Annotated in this window: 12 protein-coding genes; 5 read left to right on the forward strand and 7 right to left on the reverse strand. The window is 61.1% G+C overall.

Annotated features, from left to right (window positions below):
• The first annotated feature begins 20 nt into the window (after positions 1 to 20).
• Positions 21 to 5381, forward strand: a complete 5361-nt coding sequence (locus AO692_RS17240) for a LysM domain-containing protein (RefSeq protein WP_161808079.1) — start codon at positions 21 to 23, stop codon at positions 5379 to 5381.
• Between the two features lie 82 nt (positions 5382 to 5463).
• On the opposite strand, the gene AO692_RS17245 is transcribed toward AO692_RS17240, so the two are convergent.
• The 4 genes from AO692_RS17245 to AO692_RS17260 all read right to left on the reverse strand — a co-directional run bounded on the left by AO692_RS17245 (position 5464) and on the right by AO692_RS17260 (position 8912).
• On the reverse strand, positions 5464 to 6669 hold the full coding sequence (locus AO692_RS17245) for a Xaa-Pro peptidase family protein (RefSeq protein ID WP_161808080.1): 1206 nt from the start codon (positions 6667 to 6669) through the stop codon (positions 5464 to 5466).
• Positions 6670 to 6732: 63 nt separating this feature from the next.
• Complete coding sequence (locus AO692_RS17250) at positions 6733 to 7455, reverse strand: amino acid ABC transporter ATP-binding protein (protein ID WP_054311286.1); 723 nt, start codon at positions 7453 to 7455, stop codon at positions 6733 to 6735.
• The gene (locus AO692_RS17255) at positions 7452 to 8099 is read right to left on the reverse strand and encodes an amino acid ABC transporter permease (protein ID WP_152979869.1); all 648 of its coding nucleotides are present in this window, start codon (positions 8097 to 8099) and stop codon (positions 7452 to 7454) included. The genes AO692_RS17250 and AO692_RS17255 overlap by 4 nt, the downstream gene beginning before the upstream one ends.
• Positions 8100 to 8144: 45 nt before the next feature.
• Positions 8145 to 8912: a transporter substrate-binding domain-containing protein gene (locus tag AO692_RS17260; protein ID WP_054311288.1), complete on the reverse strand. Its 768-nt coding sequence runs from the start codon at positions 8910 to 8912 to the stop codon at positions 8145 to 8147.
• Between the two features lie 179 nt (positions 8913 to 9091).
• Here AO692_RS17260 and AO692_RS17265 point away from each other — a divergent pair, with 179 nt between their 5' ends.
• Positions 9092 to 9853 (forward strand): IclR family transcriptional regulator, encoded by a 762-nt coding sequence (locus AO692_RS17265; protein ID WP_054311289.1) that lies wholly within the window; start codon positions 9092 to 9094, stop codon positions 9851 to 9853.
• 122 nt (positions 9854 to 9975) lie between these two features.
• A complete protein-coding gene (locus AO692_RS17270) occupies positions 9976 to 11139 on the forward strand; it encodes an aminotransferase class I/II-fold pyridoxal phosphate-dependent enzyme (RefSeq protein WP_054311290.1) in 1164 nt (387 codons plus the stop codon).
• 81 nt (positions 11140 to 11220) lie between these two features.
• Here the strand turns inward: AO692_RS17270 and AO692_RS17275 are convergent, their stop codons facing one another.
• Entirely contained in the window at positions 11221 to 11628 is a 408-nt protein-coding gene (locus AO692_RS17275; protein ID WP_054311291.1) for a DUF930 domain-containing protein, read from the reverse strand.
• Between the two features lie 324 nt (positions 11629 to 11952).
• Here AO692_RS17275 and AO692_RS17280 point away from each other — a divergent pair, with 324 nt between their 5' ends.
• Complete coding sequence (locus tag AO692_RS17280) at positions 11953 to 13476, forward strand: 4-hydroxyphenylacetate 3-hydroxylase N-terminal domain-containing protein (RefSeq protein WP_054311292.1); 1524 nt, start codon at positions 11953 to 11955, stop codon at positions 13474 to 13476.
• 52 nt (positions 13477 to 13528) lie between these two features.
• Positions 13529 to 14029, forward strand: coding sequence for a flavin reductase family protein (locus tag AO692_RS17285; RefSeq protein WP_200911748.1), 501 nt, complete (start codon positions 13529 to 13531; stop codon positions 14027 to 14029).
• Between the two features lie 6 nt (positions 14030 to 14035).
• Here AO692_RS17285 and AO692_RS17290 read toward each other — a convergent pair whose 3' ends face one another.
• Positions 14036 to 14845, reverse strand: a complete 810-nt coding sequence (locus AO692_RS17290) for a helix-turn-helix transcriptional regulator (protein WP_054311293.1) — start codon at positions 14843 to 14845, stop codon at positions 14036 to 14038.
• Positions 14846 to 14965: 120 nt separating this feature from the next.
• Positions 14966 to 15772 carry a hypothetical protein gene (locus AO692_RS17295; protein WP_054311294.1) on the reverse strand — a complete coding sequence of 269 codons (807 nt, stop codon included), beginning with the start codon at positions 15770 to 15772 and terminating at the stop codon, positions 14966 to 14968.
• Positions 15773 to 15897: the final 125 nt, after the last annotated feature.

The raw sequence follows: 15897 nt of genomic DNA on the forward strand, positions 1-15897 counted from the left end.
ACGGGACGGTGGTCGAGGTTGTGACCGACACCGACGGCCGCGTGACGACAACCGAAGTCGAGCCGGTCGGGGATGGTTCTCCGACCGAACACGAAGTCAAGGACGGCGAAAGCCTTACCGAGATCGCCGAACTCTACGGCATCACGCTTGCCGAACTGGCGAAAAGCAATCCCGAACTTTTCGAGACGCGCGATCCCGATCTCATTCATCCCGGCGAAACGATCATCATCGAAGAAGGCTCGAAAACGACCGTCACGATCGAGTTCGATGGCCAGACATTGACGACTTACCCGGACGGGAGCGTCGAACTGACCTACGCCGACGGCACCGTGATCCAGATCGCTTCCGGCAGCTTGGAGGAAACCCTTGCCCATCTCCTGCTTTCCGCAAATCCCCACAGCAGCGATCCTGAAGAAGCGAAGGAAGGCGAAATCATCGCAACCGTGGTCACGGGGCTTCTCGCAGGCAAGACTTACGAGGCTCTGCTGGAAGAGGCGGCAGCGAAGGCGGAAGACGTCCAATCCGCAATCGACACCTATGGCATCGGGCCAGAAACGGAACCGACCGTAGACACCGACGGCCGCAACAACCAGATCGTGAATCTCTTTGGCGAACCTCCCGATGAGGAGACACCTTCAGGGATTTGGGTGCCGGTATCCCTGGACGGCAAGTATCATTGGGTGGACCAGAAAGTGGCCTTGGCAATCAGGGCGGAGAATCTCGCCAATGCCAAGCTGAACGCGCTTCCGGCGACCTTTGAAGAAGGTCTTGCTCAACTCGATGCCTGGGCGCTGGATGCCGACTTCGATCAAGCCATGTCGGATGCCGCGAACGCGTTGAACGAGGCCATCTCGCCCCATGGCGTGTCATGGGAAAGCCCTGCTCCTGGCGGGACGCTGGCCGAAGCGGAGACACGGTTGGACGAAGCTTCGGCGGCTCGCGAATTGGCTGACGGCGCGGTGCAAGCCTACGCGGAAGCCGCAAGCCTGACCGGAGACACATTCACGGACCCGGACCAGGTCGATGCCACCTTGTTCGAGATCGATGCGCTGACGACAGAGGGCGACAGCCTGTCGGTCGACTACACGGTCGCGCAACTCGAGGACAAACTCGATACGCTCGAGGAGGGATCCGAGGAGTACGAATATTTCGACGGCGAACTGCAGAAAGCCAAAGACCTGCAGGAAGCTTTCGAGAGCAAGTCGGACCTCGCGAGTGCCTACGCCGACTACTACAACGCAAGAGGAGATCTCGCTTCTGTCCAGTCACTCCAAGAGCAGATCGTCGAGGAATGGCAAAAACAGAACCCCATGCCTGAGGATCCAGACTGGAACCATATCGCTGGAAACGGGGCTTTCCTGGGCAAGCTTGAAGGGACAGAGACGTTTGTCGACGATGACGGCCAGCTCTGGCTCGTCCTGCATTACGAAACCCAAGACGTCAAATGGCAGCTGACCTATGACATCTGCGACCCGAACGCCCCGCAGGAAATCCGCGACTCCGAGCTCAACCAGCAATGGCAGGCGATCGGGCCAGACCTATCTGACCTGAAGGAGAACGAACTTGTCGCGGGCAAGGAACTGAACGAGACGCTGGAAGACCAGCTGGATATCCAGATCAATGACAATGATGCTCTGATCGAGGACCTTCAGGAAGAGTTCGATGAACTTTATGTCGAACTCGGGTCGGAGAATGTCGAGCCGCCGGAAGGCGAACAGGTTGAGATAACCGTGGCAGGACAGACGGTTCTTGTGTCGGAGGAGGTGGCCAAGGCCTACGAAGAGACAGGGATCGAAGCGATTTCGGATCTCGGACAGCCGGTGCGCATCGAAATCGACGGGCAGCAGGTTTGGGTCGATGCCGAACTGGCCGTGGCAAAAATAGCGCTTGATGCCGCTCAAGAGACGGGCTCCTCACTCGAGGATGCCAGGGAAGCGGTAAGGGATGCGGTCAGCTACTCATCATTCCAGCTCACCCAGCCGATCAGCCCGTTGGACTCGCCCGCGGAGATCGCGCGCATGCAGAGCACCTACCTTGAACAGCATGAGCAGGAAATGCTGGACAGCTTTTTCCAGCCGCAGATTCAGGCGCTTGCGTCGGAATACGGCAATGAATTCCCTCAGTTGAGTGAAAATCGCATCGCCGAAGCACTCCAGATAGATCCGGCGACTGAGCCCGGCAAGGAAACCATCGAACTGGTTTCAGCCAAGATCAATGAGATCGGCGACATGGACAAGGTCCGTATCGTACCGTTCTTCCATGTTGAAGAAGCCGTTGGCGCTCGCAGGACTGCGCTGTTTGCAGTCGAGGATTCCGACGAAAAGACATGGTATGTCGACGAGTCAGGCATGACGTTCGAAAGCATCCAGGATTTTCAGGAAAGCAATTGTCTGTTTTCCCCGGATGCCAAGCTGGTCATTCCCTCCGACCTTCAGATGCAGCAGGACGGAACCGGAGAGATCCCGCTTGAGGTCGTTGCGGGACACAACACTTCGGAAGTGGAAACAGTCGTCGACACCTCCGTCAGTATTGTCACCACGGCAGCTGCCGGCCTGTCTGTCATTCCGGTGCTGACTCCGTTCACCGCGCCGATCGCTTTGGTCGGGGGTGCCTATCTCGGAGGTCGCGCCCTCAATGACGAGGTGGATTATCTGAGCCACGGCGGCGATTTTTTCGACAGCAGATCGCTGATGAACGTAGCGTCGGTGGCAACAAGCGTGTTGCCGATCGCAGGCAGTTCGCTGCGCTGGGCGGGCACGGTAAAAAACCTCGGCAACCTCTCCAAGGGCGAAATCTATCTTGCGAGCCTGGGCACCGTGCGCTCGACGAGCGTCATCGCCGCGCCGAATGCCAAAGCAATCAACAGCTATCTCAGGACGGGAGGCGAGTGGAGTCTGGCGGCCCGCGTTGCCGATCGCACGGCAATGGGGATCGGCACCCCACTCGCGGCGGTAAGCGCGCAAAACCTGATCCTCAATTGGGATCAGATGTCGAGCCTGGAGATTGCCGACGCGCTCGCGGGTTTTGCCAGCGGTTTTGCAGCTGCAGCCCTGGGTGCAAGGGGAACGTTGTCCAACAGAGCCGACAGGCAATGGTCGGACGGCTCAGGCACGGTGCCCGGCGAACCATTGCCAACTGATATCGCGCCCCCGTCAGCCGATGGGACAACGGTTGCTCCGATCTTCGGCGACGGCGATCCAACCGCTGTCCCAGACATCAATCACGATCACGTCCTGACAGCTCAACGCTCTGCAGCGGAAACAGCCGCTCTGTCGGCTGTGGTGAAGAGCGCAGGCGACACGTATCAACAGGCCTTCAGCGCCGAACGGGAGCTTATCGGCATACGAAAGGGGTTGAATAAGAGGATCAGGGAAGCTGAAAAACAGAAGAAGGCCGACGAGGCCAATCGCCTGAAGGAAGAACTGGCTGAGGTGGAAGCCCGCCGGGAAGAAGCCGCGAAAGACGTGAAACAGGCCAAAATAACTTTCGAAAAGGCAGAGGATAGTCTTTTTGAGGGACGTGTTCGCGAAATCCTCCGTTGGTCCATACCCGAATTTGCGGGTGAAACCCGGTTTTTGAACGGCAAGATCATCGATCGCGATCTCGGCGGCAAACATGCCCATCCGGACGGTTATCTGGAACAGGAATGGGGCAGTGGCCGGCCGACCAATTTCCTGGCGCTGGAGGTAAAGAATTTCAGGAAACACAGGACCCAAAGCATCAGGGAACTGTATGAGCAGATCAACAAGCGCCACCCGCATATCGAGACGGAAGGCCGTCATGTCAGGCACGCTGTCGTTATTCCGTCCAAGGCGTATCCGAACGAAACCAGAAGGATAGAGATAGCCACAAAGCTCAATGCGGAGACCAACGGGAAGGTCCATGTCGAGGACGTATTTTTCCTGACCGATCACGGTGACACCGCGACCCTTGAATCGGCCGTGCCGGTTAGAGGGCCTGACCGCTTCGGTCCGGGCGGGGAGCAGCGGTACCGGATGGACACCGAAACCTTGCGGCAGCCATTTTTCGTGCTCGACGTTCAGTCTGACGGTCATCGATCCGACCCTCTGCCCGACGGCAAAGATCCGGACAAGCAGGGGGCGCCGCTCGATCCGGACCGGCCGGATACGAGCCATGTTTCGGCACTGTCTCCCGAGGAAGTCGCAGCGCTATCCAAAAAAGAACTTGGCTCTTACTCCGTCTGGGAAATGGAGGCGCTGACGCGCCCGCAGATCGAGAGCCTGTCGCCAGGGCAGCTCTCCTCACTCGCGCCCAGACAATTCCGGAAGTTCGCGCCGGAGCAGGTGGCATGGATGTCACCGGAACAGTTGGATGCGCTGTCGGTTGCCAAACTGAGGCCGTACCAAAGAACGCATGGAAAAACGATGACTCCCGACCAGAAGGCGACCGTGGAACTGGCTCTCTCGTTTGCCAGGATGCGGGAATACCAGCAGGGCATCGATATCCTCGTATCCATGTTCAACACGTCGCACTCCATGTATGTCATGATGCCCGAATTGGGGTTGGTGACGGCGGGAGCCTATACCATCCGCTCGGCTGTCTTCGGCACGCAGTCGTTGTTTCCCAACGCCACCGCTTCGGACACGAAGCTTGGCCGGAGCCTCAACATCTCAAGCGGCTTTTCATTCCTGGGCTCCTCTCCGGGTACGTGGCTATCATTCCTGGGCGGTTCGGATCGGATCGGCGATGGGGCCTCCATGGGCGGCAACCTGATTTATGGACCCGGGTCGATCTATAAAGGGCTGGCCGGGGCGCCCGTGCTCCGCTTCCTGAGTGACCATGCCGGCAACCTTGCCTACCTTGTCGGCTCGGCCTCCCTCACGATGCATGCCGGGGGTGCCCCGATGGCGACGACGGCAGGTCTGCTGTTTACGTTCGCCAGCGCCGAATTCTGGGCTTCGGCGATCAGAACCGACAAGGTCTACAACAAGCCCGTTCCGAGGACGCTCGCCGAGATAGCGCAAGCTGCAAAGTCGGATGCAAGGTGGGCAATGGCCGATCGGATTGCGCTTGGTGCGGGCTTCAGCATCGGAATGGGCCTGCTGGCCGTGGACAAGCTGATGAGCACGATCGCTCAGGATGAAGCTGGCGAGCCCGTCGAGCAGGCGGATGAAGTCGATCAGGAAGCAGAAATCGAAGAGGATGAATCTCCCCGGATTTCAGGGCCCGGACGCTACAATCCGAAACTCGAGCAAGAAGGCTACCTGTGGGTGGACGTGATGGAAGGAGACAGTGTTCGCACCATTGCCAACGCCCATTTTGCCGATGTGGCCGAGACCGCCATGCTCAACATGGATCACATCTTTTTCCTGGATCTCGTCCAGCCCGGAGACAGGATCTACCTGCCGACGGCGGCCTAGCTTGTCTCTTGGCGGTAGGGGCCGAGTGAGAGGGGTTAGACGTTGGTTTGCCGCATTCTTCGTCCAGGATAGGCGTGACCCGTCATGCGCCGATCACGCGCAGCGACCTGTCGAGCGTGGTGAAGGACTTGAAGCCTTCCTGGGTGATGAAGCCGGTGTCTTCCACCATCATCCCACCCCAGCCCGGTTCGTAATAGGGCGTTTCGAGACAGAACGTGGCGTTCTCCCGCAGGACGGCCGTGCTCTCGGGCGTGATGACCGGCCATTCGTAGACCGACAGGCCGATGGCATGGCCGACATGCTGACGCCTGTAGGGCGAAAGGCCTTTCTTCTCGACCGTCTCGACGCTTGCGTCGAACACGTCGCGGGCAACGGCGCCGGTCCTGGCCGTCTCGAAGGCGGTTTCCAGGCCTGCGAGAAGAGCATCGTAGCGGGACTGCTGCAGCTTGGTCGGCTCGCCCATCACCGCCGTGCGCGCGATGTCGGATTTGTAGCCGTAATAGCTGCAGCCGATGTCGAAACGCAGCAGATCGCCTTTTTCCAGCGGACGTTCCGCGCTCAGCACGTCGGCCAGCGCGCTTGCGGAGCCGCCGGCGACGGTAACGTTGCGGGGATAGCCCCCGGCAGCCGACATGGCCGCCGCCACGACGTTCGATACCTCCTTGTCGGTCACCCCGACCGCGGCGGCGGCAATGCCGGCGTCCAGCGCGCGCTCGGTCATGTTGGCGACATGCTTGAGAAGCGTGTGTTCCATCGGCAGCTTCTCCGCCCTGAGATCGAGCATCCACTGTCCCGCATCCTCGACGCCTGCGGACCAGGCCTCGACGACGGCTCTGGCCTTGTCGGATATGGCATGCCAATCGACCAGCGCCCTCGCGCCACGCAACCGGCCGAGTGCGTCCTTCAAAGCCGCGTCGAAGCCGGCATGGGCGACATCGAGGGTCGACGAGCGCGTTTGGCCGCTGAAGAAGAAGCGGCCGAAAGGAACCACATCGTCGGGCGACAATCCACTGTCGATGGCAGGCGCGAAATCGGCTGACGGCGCCACCAGCATCAGACGGTCGGCTGTCAGGATGACGGCAAACGGATGCGACCTGTTCAGCATTGCCGGCATGCTCTCATAGCCGCTGACGTAGAGGACGTTTTCCGGCGAGCTGACGATCAGCACATCGGCGTTGGAGCGCGCGAGCCATTCGCGCGTGCGCTTCAGGCGCTGCGCGGCCAGTTCGGAAAGGGACACGGGTACCGGAATGAAGGTCATTGCATTGCTCATTGCTTTGGACGGCATGCGCCGTTTCTGGGCTTTGGACGGCATGTGCCGTTCTGGGTTGGGGCGGGATGGGAAACGGAGCTAGAGAACCTTCGACAGGAATTCCCTGGCTCGCGGCGAGCGCGGATTGGCGAAGAAGTCCGCGGGTGCGCTTTCCTCGGCGATCACCCCGCCGTCCATGAAAGCGATGCGGTCGCCGACTTCGCGGGCGAAACTCATTTCGTGGGTGACGATCGCCATCGTCATGCCTTCCCTGACCAGGGATCGGATGACTTCGAGCACCTCCTTGACCATTTCCGGGTCGAGCGCCGAGGTCGGCTCGTCGAAAAGCATCGCCTCCGGTTCCATGGCCAGTGCCCGCGCGATGGCAACGCGCTGCTTCTGGCCGCCGGAAAGACGATCCGGCCGGACATGGGACTTGTCGGCAAGTCCGACCTTTGCCAGCAGTCCGTGCGCAAGCTCCTCGGCCGCGGCCCTGCTCATTTTTCTGAGCCGCACCGGCCCGAGCGTGATGTTGTCCAGCACGCTCATATGCGGGAACAGGTTGAAGTGCTGGAACACCATGCCCATCCGTTGCCTGAGCCGGTCGACGGGATACTTGCTGTCGAGGATATCGACGCCGTCGAACAGCACTTCCCCGCCCGTCGGCTCCTCCAGCCGGTTGAGGCAGCGCAGGAACGTCGATTTGCCGGAACCGGAAGGGCCGATGATGCAGACAACATCCTTCTTGTCGACCTTCAGGTTCACCCCTTTGAGCACGCTGAGCGCCCCGAATTCCTTCGTCACCGCCTTGGCTTCGATCATCGTGAAATCCTCCGCTCGAGCGCGAACGACAGGCGTTCGACGATGAGGAAGATGAGGAAGTAGATGATGCCCACCATCGTCAGCACCCGGACCGTGTCGAAGTTCATCGAGTAGATCGTCTGGCCGGACATCGTCAGCTCGGCGACGCCGATGACCGAAAGCAGGGACGTGTCCTTGAGCGTTATGCTGAACTGGTTCGCCAGCGCGGGGATCATCCGCCACACGGCCTGCGGGAACACGATGAGACGCATCGTGCTCCAGTAGGTGAAGCCGATCGACCTGCCGGCCTCGGTCTGCCCCCGGTCGACCGACTCTATTCCGGCACGGAAAATCTCCGACAGCATGGCGCCGGTGAACAGGGTCATAGCGATGGTCCCCGCGACGATCGCGGGGATCCTGACGCCGAGCAGAAGCGGCAGGCCGAAGTAGATGTAGAGGATCTGGATGAGCAGCGGCAGGCCGCGGATCAGGCTGGTGTAGCTTCTCGCGATGGCTTTCGCGACACGGCTGTTCGATATCTGCATGAGAGCCAGAACCGCTCCCAGGACAGAGCCGAGCACCATGGCCAGGAACGTGACGAAGATGGTGAACCACGCTCCGTGCAACAGGGCCGGCAGATAATTGAGGATCGGTTCCATGGTCATGCCCGAAAAGGCACGCACCTGTCGCCAGATGCGTGCGAAGGAAAGTCATTCGGCAACGTAGGTCTTGACGATCTTTTCCAGTTCGCCGGACTTTCTCAGCTTTTCGATCCCGGCATTCAGGATCGGCGTCCACTTGCTGTCCTTCGGCAAGGCGAAGGCGATGTCCGTGGGGTGCTGCACCTCGCCGACGATGCGCAGGGTGGGCTTGTCCCCCTCCAGCGAGATCCGATAGGCGACGATGGCCGAATCGAAGAATATGCCGTCGGCGTTCCCCGATTGGACGGCCATCAAAAGGTTCGCCTCATCCGCCATGGCGCGCACGTCGACACCGCGTTCGGGAGCGATGCCCTGCAGAACGGAAAGCGCCGCCGACCCCTGCTGTGACACGATCGTCTTGCCCTTGAGGTCGTCATAGCTTTTGATCGGGCTGTCGATCGGCACGGCCAGCGCGCTCCCTTCGGTAAAGAAGGGCTCCGAGAAATCGATGATCTTCTTGCGCACGTCCGTCACGAAGAAACCCGCCACCGCGACATCGATCTGATGGGCCTGCATGGCCGGGATCATGGCGTCGAAACCCATGGGGTTCAGGTGGATCTTGAAACCCTGATCCTTGGCGATGGCGTTGAGAAGATCGTAGGTGATGCCCTTCTGCTGGCCGTTGTTCACGTAGGAGAACGGCGGCGCCGTCATCAGGATGCCCGCTTCGATTGTGTCCGACGGTTTCTCGTCGGCCTGGGCCGGCGCCTGCTGCGCCATGAAAAAAGCAAGTCCCGCCGTCAGCGCAAACCTGCCGATGGATGCAAATACACGCATGGATCCTCCTTGTTCCCCGATTGATGCGTTCTTGATGTGTATCTATAATCGGTTCACTGTACCGTTAACTGAATGAGTCGGAGTGGTCAATGCAAATTGTGCGGCCCTGGCCGCCAGCTTGACAGGGGCTCGAAATGAACGGAATAAATCCGCGTTTCTATAATCGGGACAGCAAATCGATGTCTGGAAGCCAATCTCTCGATCGCGGCCTGGCGGTGCTCGAGCTCCTCGACAATTCGCCCAGGCCGGTCGGCATTCGTGAGATCGCGCGTCAGGTTTCCCTCAGCCCGACGATCGTCCAGCGCCTCGTCAAGACCCTGGCGGACCACAACTATGTCAAGCAGGACGAGGAGACCCGGCGCTACAGCATCGGTTACCGCGCGCTGAGCCTTGGCATGTCGCTGGCACGGACGGACAATCTGATCACCTATGCCCATGCCGAGCTCGAAAAACTTGCCGAAGAGCATCAGCTCAACGGATATCTCGGTACGCTCCATGGAACACGCGCGGTCTACCTGCTCTCCGTGCAGGGGAAGGGACCGGTGGCGATCCGCAACGAGCCGGGAGAGGTGACCCATCTGCATACCACCGCGATGGGCAAGGTCCTCCTCGCATCGCTCACCGACGAACAGGCGGCGACCCTCATGGGGCCGGGGCCGATGGCACGGGTCACGGAAGCGACCATCACGGATCCGCGCCAATTGCTGGCCCAACTGGAAAGCATCCGCGCCAATGGCTACGCCACGGTCGTCGACGAGAATATCGCCGGCGTGACCTCCGTGGGGGCACCCGTACGCGGCGTTTCCGGGCGGATCATCGCCTCGTTGAGCGCAGCCTATGTGCGGCAATTCTGTCCCGACCTGACGGTCGAGGCTGCGGCGCGCCTGCTGATGGACGCTGCGGGTCGCCTGTCGGCCAAGCTCGGCTACGCCTCGAAGTAACAGGCCGTTCCCTGGAAAGCTGTCGGCGCCCTTGACAGGCGCGGGACACGCACGTTAGCTATTCATAATCGTAACAGTGTTTCGATTATAGAAACATATTCTCGCGACCAGAGACCACCTCCATGCATGATCATACGATTTGCGTTCAGCATCCCGAAGCTCCGATGGCAGGTTACGCCAGCCTGACGACGCCGACGCATCGCGCCTCGACGATCGTATTCGACAGCGCCGCCGCCTATGCGGCGCGGAAGGACCGGGGTCCCGACGGCTACACCTACGGCCTTTCCGGAACGCCCACGACCAAGGTTCTGGAACGCCAGATCAGCGACCTTCATCGGGGCAGCCATACCGTGATCGTGCCATCCGGGCAGGCAGCCATCGCGATGATCATGCTGGCTGTGCTGAAGCCCGGCGATCGCGTGCTCATTCCCGATACCGTCTACCCTCCGACCCGCGCGCTGTGCCGCAACTATCTGGCCGCCCGCGGGATCGACCATGTCATCTACGATCCGGTCGGCCCGATCGACGACCTGCTCGATTCACGGACCAGGTTGGTCTGGATCGAATCGCCGGGTTCCACCACGATGGAGGTCCAGGACGTGGCGGCGATCGTCCAGGCCTGCCACGCCCGGAATATCCTTGTCGGCTGCGACAACACCTGGGCGACGCCGCTCCTGTTCAAGCCTCTGCTGCACGGCGTCGACTTCGCGGTCGAGGCGCTGACCAAATATATCGGCGGGCATTCCGATCTGCTGCTGGGTTCCATAACCGTCCGCGACAAGGATCATTTCGCCTTGCTCAGGGAGACGATGTCGACGCTGGGCATCGGCGTTTCGCCGGATGAATGTTCGCTGGCGCTGCGTGGCATCGAAACGATGGCCGTAAGGCTCCGGCATGTCGGCGCGGTCGCCCAGGGGTTTGCGGAGCGCCTGTCCGATCCGCAGGCCGGCTACACGGTGCTGCATCCCGCTCTTCCAGGCGCCGCGGGCCATGAAATCTGGAAACGGGATTTCGAAGGAGCCAGCGGGGTGTTCAGCGTGGCGTTTCCCGCACAGGCCGCAACCCGTCTCGACGAATCGCTTCAGGGCCTCGCGCTGTTTGCCATCGGGGCATCCTGGGGGGGCACGCATAGCCTTCTCGCACCGATGTCGGTGGAGAACGACCGTCATTTCGGCCCGTATGGAAAGAGCCTTCTGCTGCGCGTCAGCATCGGTCTCGAGGACGAAGCGGAGCTGTGGCAGGAGCTTCAGCGCGTCGTATCTTTGCTGGACAGCCCGGCGGAATAGACCGAGATGCGGAGCTGACCGCGGGGCGGCCGGATTCTGCAAAAATGACCGGAATGCCGCTAAGGAAGCAGGTCGGACCGGTCACGGGTAGAGGTAGTACTTGGACCATTCCTCTTTGAGGATCTTGTCTCCGATCCGGTAGCCGAAGTTCAGCACCTCCATATGATCGGGCGCTGTTTCGCATTTGAATTTCAGCCGGTACCACTCGCCCCGGCTGCGGAAGGCAGCAACCTTGCTCTTGATGGAATCTTCCGTCATTTCCGGCTGGCCGAACGCATAGGCCACGACCCGGTCGGCCTTGTAGTGCGGGTCGTCATGCGTGATCCGGTCGAGCACCTCCGCGTCACAGCGTTGTTCCAACCGCGTCTGCGGATCGAGCTTCAGCAATCCGGCTTTCAGGCGACTGTCGAGGGCATGGGCTGTTGAACTGGCCGCCAGGATGGCGAGCGCGGTGAGCAAGGCTGTTCTCATGGCCCGGGAAGCCACCATATTTTGTCCGACTAATCAACCCGTCACGAAGCCTCACGCGGGGACAGAAGGGCAAACCGCGCGACCGGTAACCGGCAACGCACCGCGAGACCCGCCGAGTTTGGCCGAAATGCCAAATAATTTGTCCTGATCGCCAATTTCGGACAGAGACGGCCTCGCCTACGCTGTCTGGAGGGTGGATTTCTCGTTGATGTTTCTGTTGCGCGCAGCCGTGGGAGCGGCCGGCGGAGGGGCGGCTTGCGCTTCGCATGGCGCAATCAACGGGGTCGCATCGCAAGACTTGAAGCCGCGCCGGCTTCGAGTAGGGGAACCTTGGAGGAGAAGATGAAAGAAAAACCCTTTACCGGAGCCGAATATCTCGAAAGTCTCCGGGATGGCCGTGAGATCTATATCTACGGCGAACGGGTCAAGGATGTTACGACCCATCCCGCGTTCAGGAACAGCGCGCGCTCGATCGCACGCCTTTACGATGCGCTTCACGACGATACCGGCGGCGTGTTGACGACCCCCGTCGACAACGACCGGGGCACGTTCACCCACAAGTTCTTCAAGACGCCGCGCACGGCCCAGGATCTGCGCGAAAGCCGGGACGCCATCGCCGCCTGGCAGCGCATGGTCTATGGCTGGCTCGGCCGCACGCCCGACTACAAGGCGTCGCTGCTAGCGACGATGGATGCCAACAGTGCGTTCTATGCGCCTTACCAGCAGAATGCGCGCGACTGGTACAGGAAGGCGCAGAACCGCGTTCTTTATCTCAACCACGCCATTGCCCATCCGCCGATAGACCGGCACCTGTCGACAGACGCCACCGGCGACGTCTGCGTGCATGTCGAGAAGGAAACCGACGCGGGCATCGTCGTTTCGGGCGCGAAGGTCGTGGCAACGGGCTCGGCGTTGACGCACTACAATTTCGTCGCCCATTACGGCATGGTCATCAACAAGAAGGAATATGGCGCGGTCTTCATCTCCTCGATGGACACGCCCGGCGTCAAACTGATCTCGCGCGCCTCTTATGAATTCCAGGCGGCGGCGGTCGGCAGTCCTTTCGACTATCCGCTGTCCAGCCGGCTGGACGAGAACGATTCCATCCTCGTCTTCGACAAGGCGCTGGTGCCGTGGGAAAACGTCCTCGCTTACGGTGATATCGAACGCAGCAGTTCCTTCCTGGTTCGCTCCGGCTTCATTCCGCGCTTCACGCTGCATGGGATGACCCGCCTGGCCGTCAAGCTGGATTTCATTGCCGGCATGGTGCTGAAGGCGGTGGAAGCCACCGGGGTCAAGGATTTCCGTGGCGTGCAGGCCCAGATCGGCGAAATCATCGCCTGGCGCCATCTGTTCTGGTCGCTCACCGAGGCCATGATCGCCAATCCGACCGTATGGGAAGGCGATACCATGCAGCCCAACACCGAGGCGGGCCTGGCCTATCGCGTTCTGGCGCCCATTGCCTACCAGCGCATCAAGGAGATCATCGAGAACAATGTCGCCAGCGGCCTGATCTATGTGAACTCCAGCGCCGCCGACTGGAAGAGCAGCGAGATCCGGCCTTATCTCGATCGCTATCTGCGCGGCTCGCACGGCATCGAGGCGGTCGATCGCATCAAGCTGATGAAGCTGCTGTGGGATGCGATCGGAAGCGAGTTTGGCGGTCGCCACGAACTCTATGAGCGCAACTATGCCGGCAACCACGAGGATACGCGCATCCAGACACTCATGCACGCGCAGGCCACGGGTCTTGCCGCCGACTGGCGCGGCTTTGTCGAGAAGTGCATGGGCGAATATGACCTGGACGGGTGGACGACGCCCGACTTCGTCAACCCGGATGACATCAGCCTGATTGGCCGTCGGTGAAATCCTTCACGTGGCGCAGGAGATGCCTGCGCCACCATCCTGGGTGGTGATCATGACTGATGTTTCGCCTGCTGCGATGCGCAAGACGCTCGGCCGTTTCTGCACCGGCGTCACGGTGATCGCGATCCAGCACGAAAATGGCGTTCACGCCATGACTGCCAACGCGTTCATGTCCGTGTCGCTGGAGCCGCCGCTGATCCTGGTGTCGATCGACAAGCGCGCCAGGATGCGGAACTATCTCGACCGGCCCGGCTGCGCCTTCGGCGTTTCGGTGCTGCATTCCACGCAGGAAGCCGTCGCCTGGCATTTTGCCGGCCGCTCCGTCGCCGATGGCGAGACGGCGATCGACGTCGACGAAAACGGCTTTCCGTTCGTCATCGGCGCGATCGCCCACGTCGCCTGCAGCCTCGAGCAGGCCCACGACGCCGGCGACCACACGCTCTATATCGGGCGCGTCTCGCGCCTGTGGAGTGGAACAGGCGAGCCGCTGCTGTTCCACAGCGGCAAGTTCGAACAGATCGAAAAAAGGGTGCTGGACGAACGCTGGGCCTGACGGAGTTCAGCCCGCCAGAATCCGGCTCGCGAAACGGCGGGGGGTCACGCCGACCTCCTTCTTGAACATGGTCACGAAGGAAGCGGGGCTTTCGTAGCCGAGATCCTGTGCGATCTCCTTGATCTGCCGGCCTTGCATCATCAGCGTCGCCGCCGCCACGACATGGGCGTGGCGGCGCCACTTGTCCAGGCTCAACCCGGTTTCGGCCTTGAACAGGCGTGCCATGTTGCGCTCGCTCATGCCGATGTTTTTCGCCCAGCCCGGCAATGTCTTCTTGTCGTCCGGCTTGGCCAGCAGCGCATCGCAATAGGCACGCAGGCGTGGATCCAGCGGTAGCGGCAGATCCAGGAAACCGGGCGGGGCGGCGAGCAGCTCGTCGATCAGCACCCAGGAGAGACGATCCTCCGGTCCGCCTGTCTCATAGCTGTCCGGCAGCAGCGCCATCCTTTGGATAAGCGCCTTCAGGAAGGGCGAAACGCCGACGGCAAAGCAGCTCGAATGCATGCCTCGGGCGATCGCCGACTGCATGAAGATGACGAACCCGGTAGCGTCGCCGATGCTGCGAAACCGATGCACGATGCTGCCTGGGACCCAGATGCCGCTCTGCGAGGGAGCAATCCAGACCCCTTCATGCGTCTCGAGCCTGACCATGCCGCTGGTGACGAAGATCAGCTGGCCCTGCTCGTGCTGATGAAAGGGCAGGTTCCAATGCTCCGGCACGTCTTCGAGATTGGCAACCGAAATCCGCGCCGTGCTGTTGTGAGGGTATTTCGTGTCGAAGTCGCTCAGCGCTTCAGGGACAGCTATGGCACGCACTGGTCATCCGCTTTGCTCCCGCAGCGATCAATGACGGGAGATTAAAGGCTGGGACAACGGATTATCAAGTGAGGGATGACGGTGTCGATCGGACGCTTCACGCACGTCGCGTGCCACGCTTCATCGTTCCCCGATCTCGATTGTGGAGAACAGCTCGTCGACCTTGCCTTGCAGCCGGTAGCGACCCTTGTCGTAGGTCAGGTCGAGCCGTGTCGTCTTTCCCGGCCGCTCGTCGGTCTGGCAATCGTCCGCCGTGGGTTTCGAGGTGGCGAGGGTTTCGGTCTGCTCCACTTCGAGAGCGCGGTAGCGCGCGCTGGTTTTCGGGCCGAGCGTGACGGTGCGCTTCACCGTGGTCATCTCACCCTGGCAATTGCCGTCGTTCTCGCCATTGCCGCGCTCCACGATCAGCCCGTCCAGCACGCGTTCGATGCGGCCTTTGTCGAAGGTGTAGAGCCACAGCGCCTGCTCGTTGTAAGGGTTCACCCGCGAGCTGCCATATTGCGTGGTGCGCAGGCCGAAGGCGCGCAGGCCCTCGGTGACGTCGTAGCGGGCCGTATCGAGGCCCATGTCGCTGAACCGGATCGCGTCGGAGAAGGCCATGCCCGGTTCGAGGCGCCGCGCCAGCGGCTTGCCGGCGCGGTCGGTGACGAGGATTTCGACATCGCCCTTGTTCGAGCCCTCGTCGGCTGGTTTTGCCTCGAGCAGCGGTACGGCAGCCAGCATCAGTTCCGGCCGCCAGGGCCAGGCCTTGCAGACAACGTCGTCGGGCTGGATCGAGCGCTCGAAATCACCGCCTTTGACCAGCAGGCCGTTCTCGCTTTGCTGCGCATTCGGATAGGCTTGGGCAAGCAAGGGCTCGGTGATGGCGCATTGGGCGAGCGCCGGGGCAGGCAGGATGAAGGCGAAGACGGCGAGGGCAAGCTTCATGAAGGCGTGTTCCGGGAAGGGCGGTCCGACATCGATACACGAAGTCTATGGTCTGGCGTAGTCGCCCTGGTGTTTCCGGTCACGCCTCTAAGGTTCCGGAATGGATCCCCGACACTCGCCGCTGT

The sequence above is a fragment of the Mesorhizobium sp. 1M-11 genome (assembly GCF_001303895.1).
Classification (GTDB): domain Bacteria; phylum Pseudomonadota; class Alphaproteobacteria; order Rhizobiales; family Rhizobiaceae; genus Mesorhizobium.

Excerpts from the sequence above, each read along its gene's own strand:
- AO692_RS17245 (WP_161808080.1), bottom strand. The coding sequence starts at position 6,669 with ATGCCGTCCAAAGCAATGAGCAATGCAATGACCTTCATTCCGGTACCC.
- AO692_RS17260 (WP_054311288.1), bottom strand. The coding sequence starts at position 8,912 with ATGCGTGTATTTGCATCCATCGGCAGGTTTGCGCTGACGGCGGGACTT.
- AO692_RS17295 (WP_054311294.1), bottom strand. The coding sequence starts at position 15,772 with ATGAAGCTTGCCCTCGCCGTCTTCGCCTTCATCCTGCCTGCCCCGGCG.
- AO692_RS17285 (WP_200911748.1), top strand. The coding sequence starts at position 13,529 with ATGACTGATGTTTCGCCTGCTGCGATGCGCAAGACGCTCGGCCGTTTC.
- AO692_RS17270 (WP_054311290.1), top strand. The coding sequence starts at position 9,976 with ATGCATGATCATACGATTTGCGTTCAGCATCCCGAAGCTCCGATGGCA.
- AO692_RS17275 (WP_054311291.1), bottom strand. The coding sequence starts at position 11,628 with ATGGTGGCTTCCCGGGCCATGAGAACAGCCTTGCTCACCGCGCTCGCC.
- AO692_RS17250 (WP_054311286.1), bottom strand. The coding sequence starts at position 7,455 with ATGATCGAAGCCAAGGCGGTGACGAAGGAATTCGGGGCGCTCAGCGTG.
- AO692_RS17280 (WP_054311292.1), top strand. The coding sequence starts at position 11,953 with ATGAAAGAAAAACCCTTTACCGGAGCCGAATATCTCGAAAGTCTCCGG.
- AO692_RS17265 (WP_054311289.1), top strand. The coding sequence starts at position 9,092 with ATGTCTGGAAGCCAATCTCTCGATCGCGGCCTGGCGGTGCTCGAGCTC.
- AO692_RS17255 (WP_152979869.1), bottom strand. The coding sequence starts at position 8,099 with ATGACCATGGAACCGATCCTCAATTATCTGCCGGCCCTGTTGCACGGA.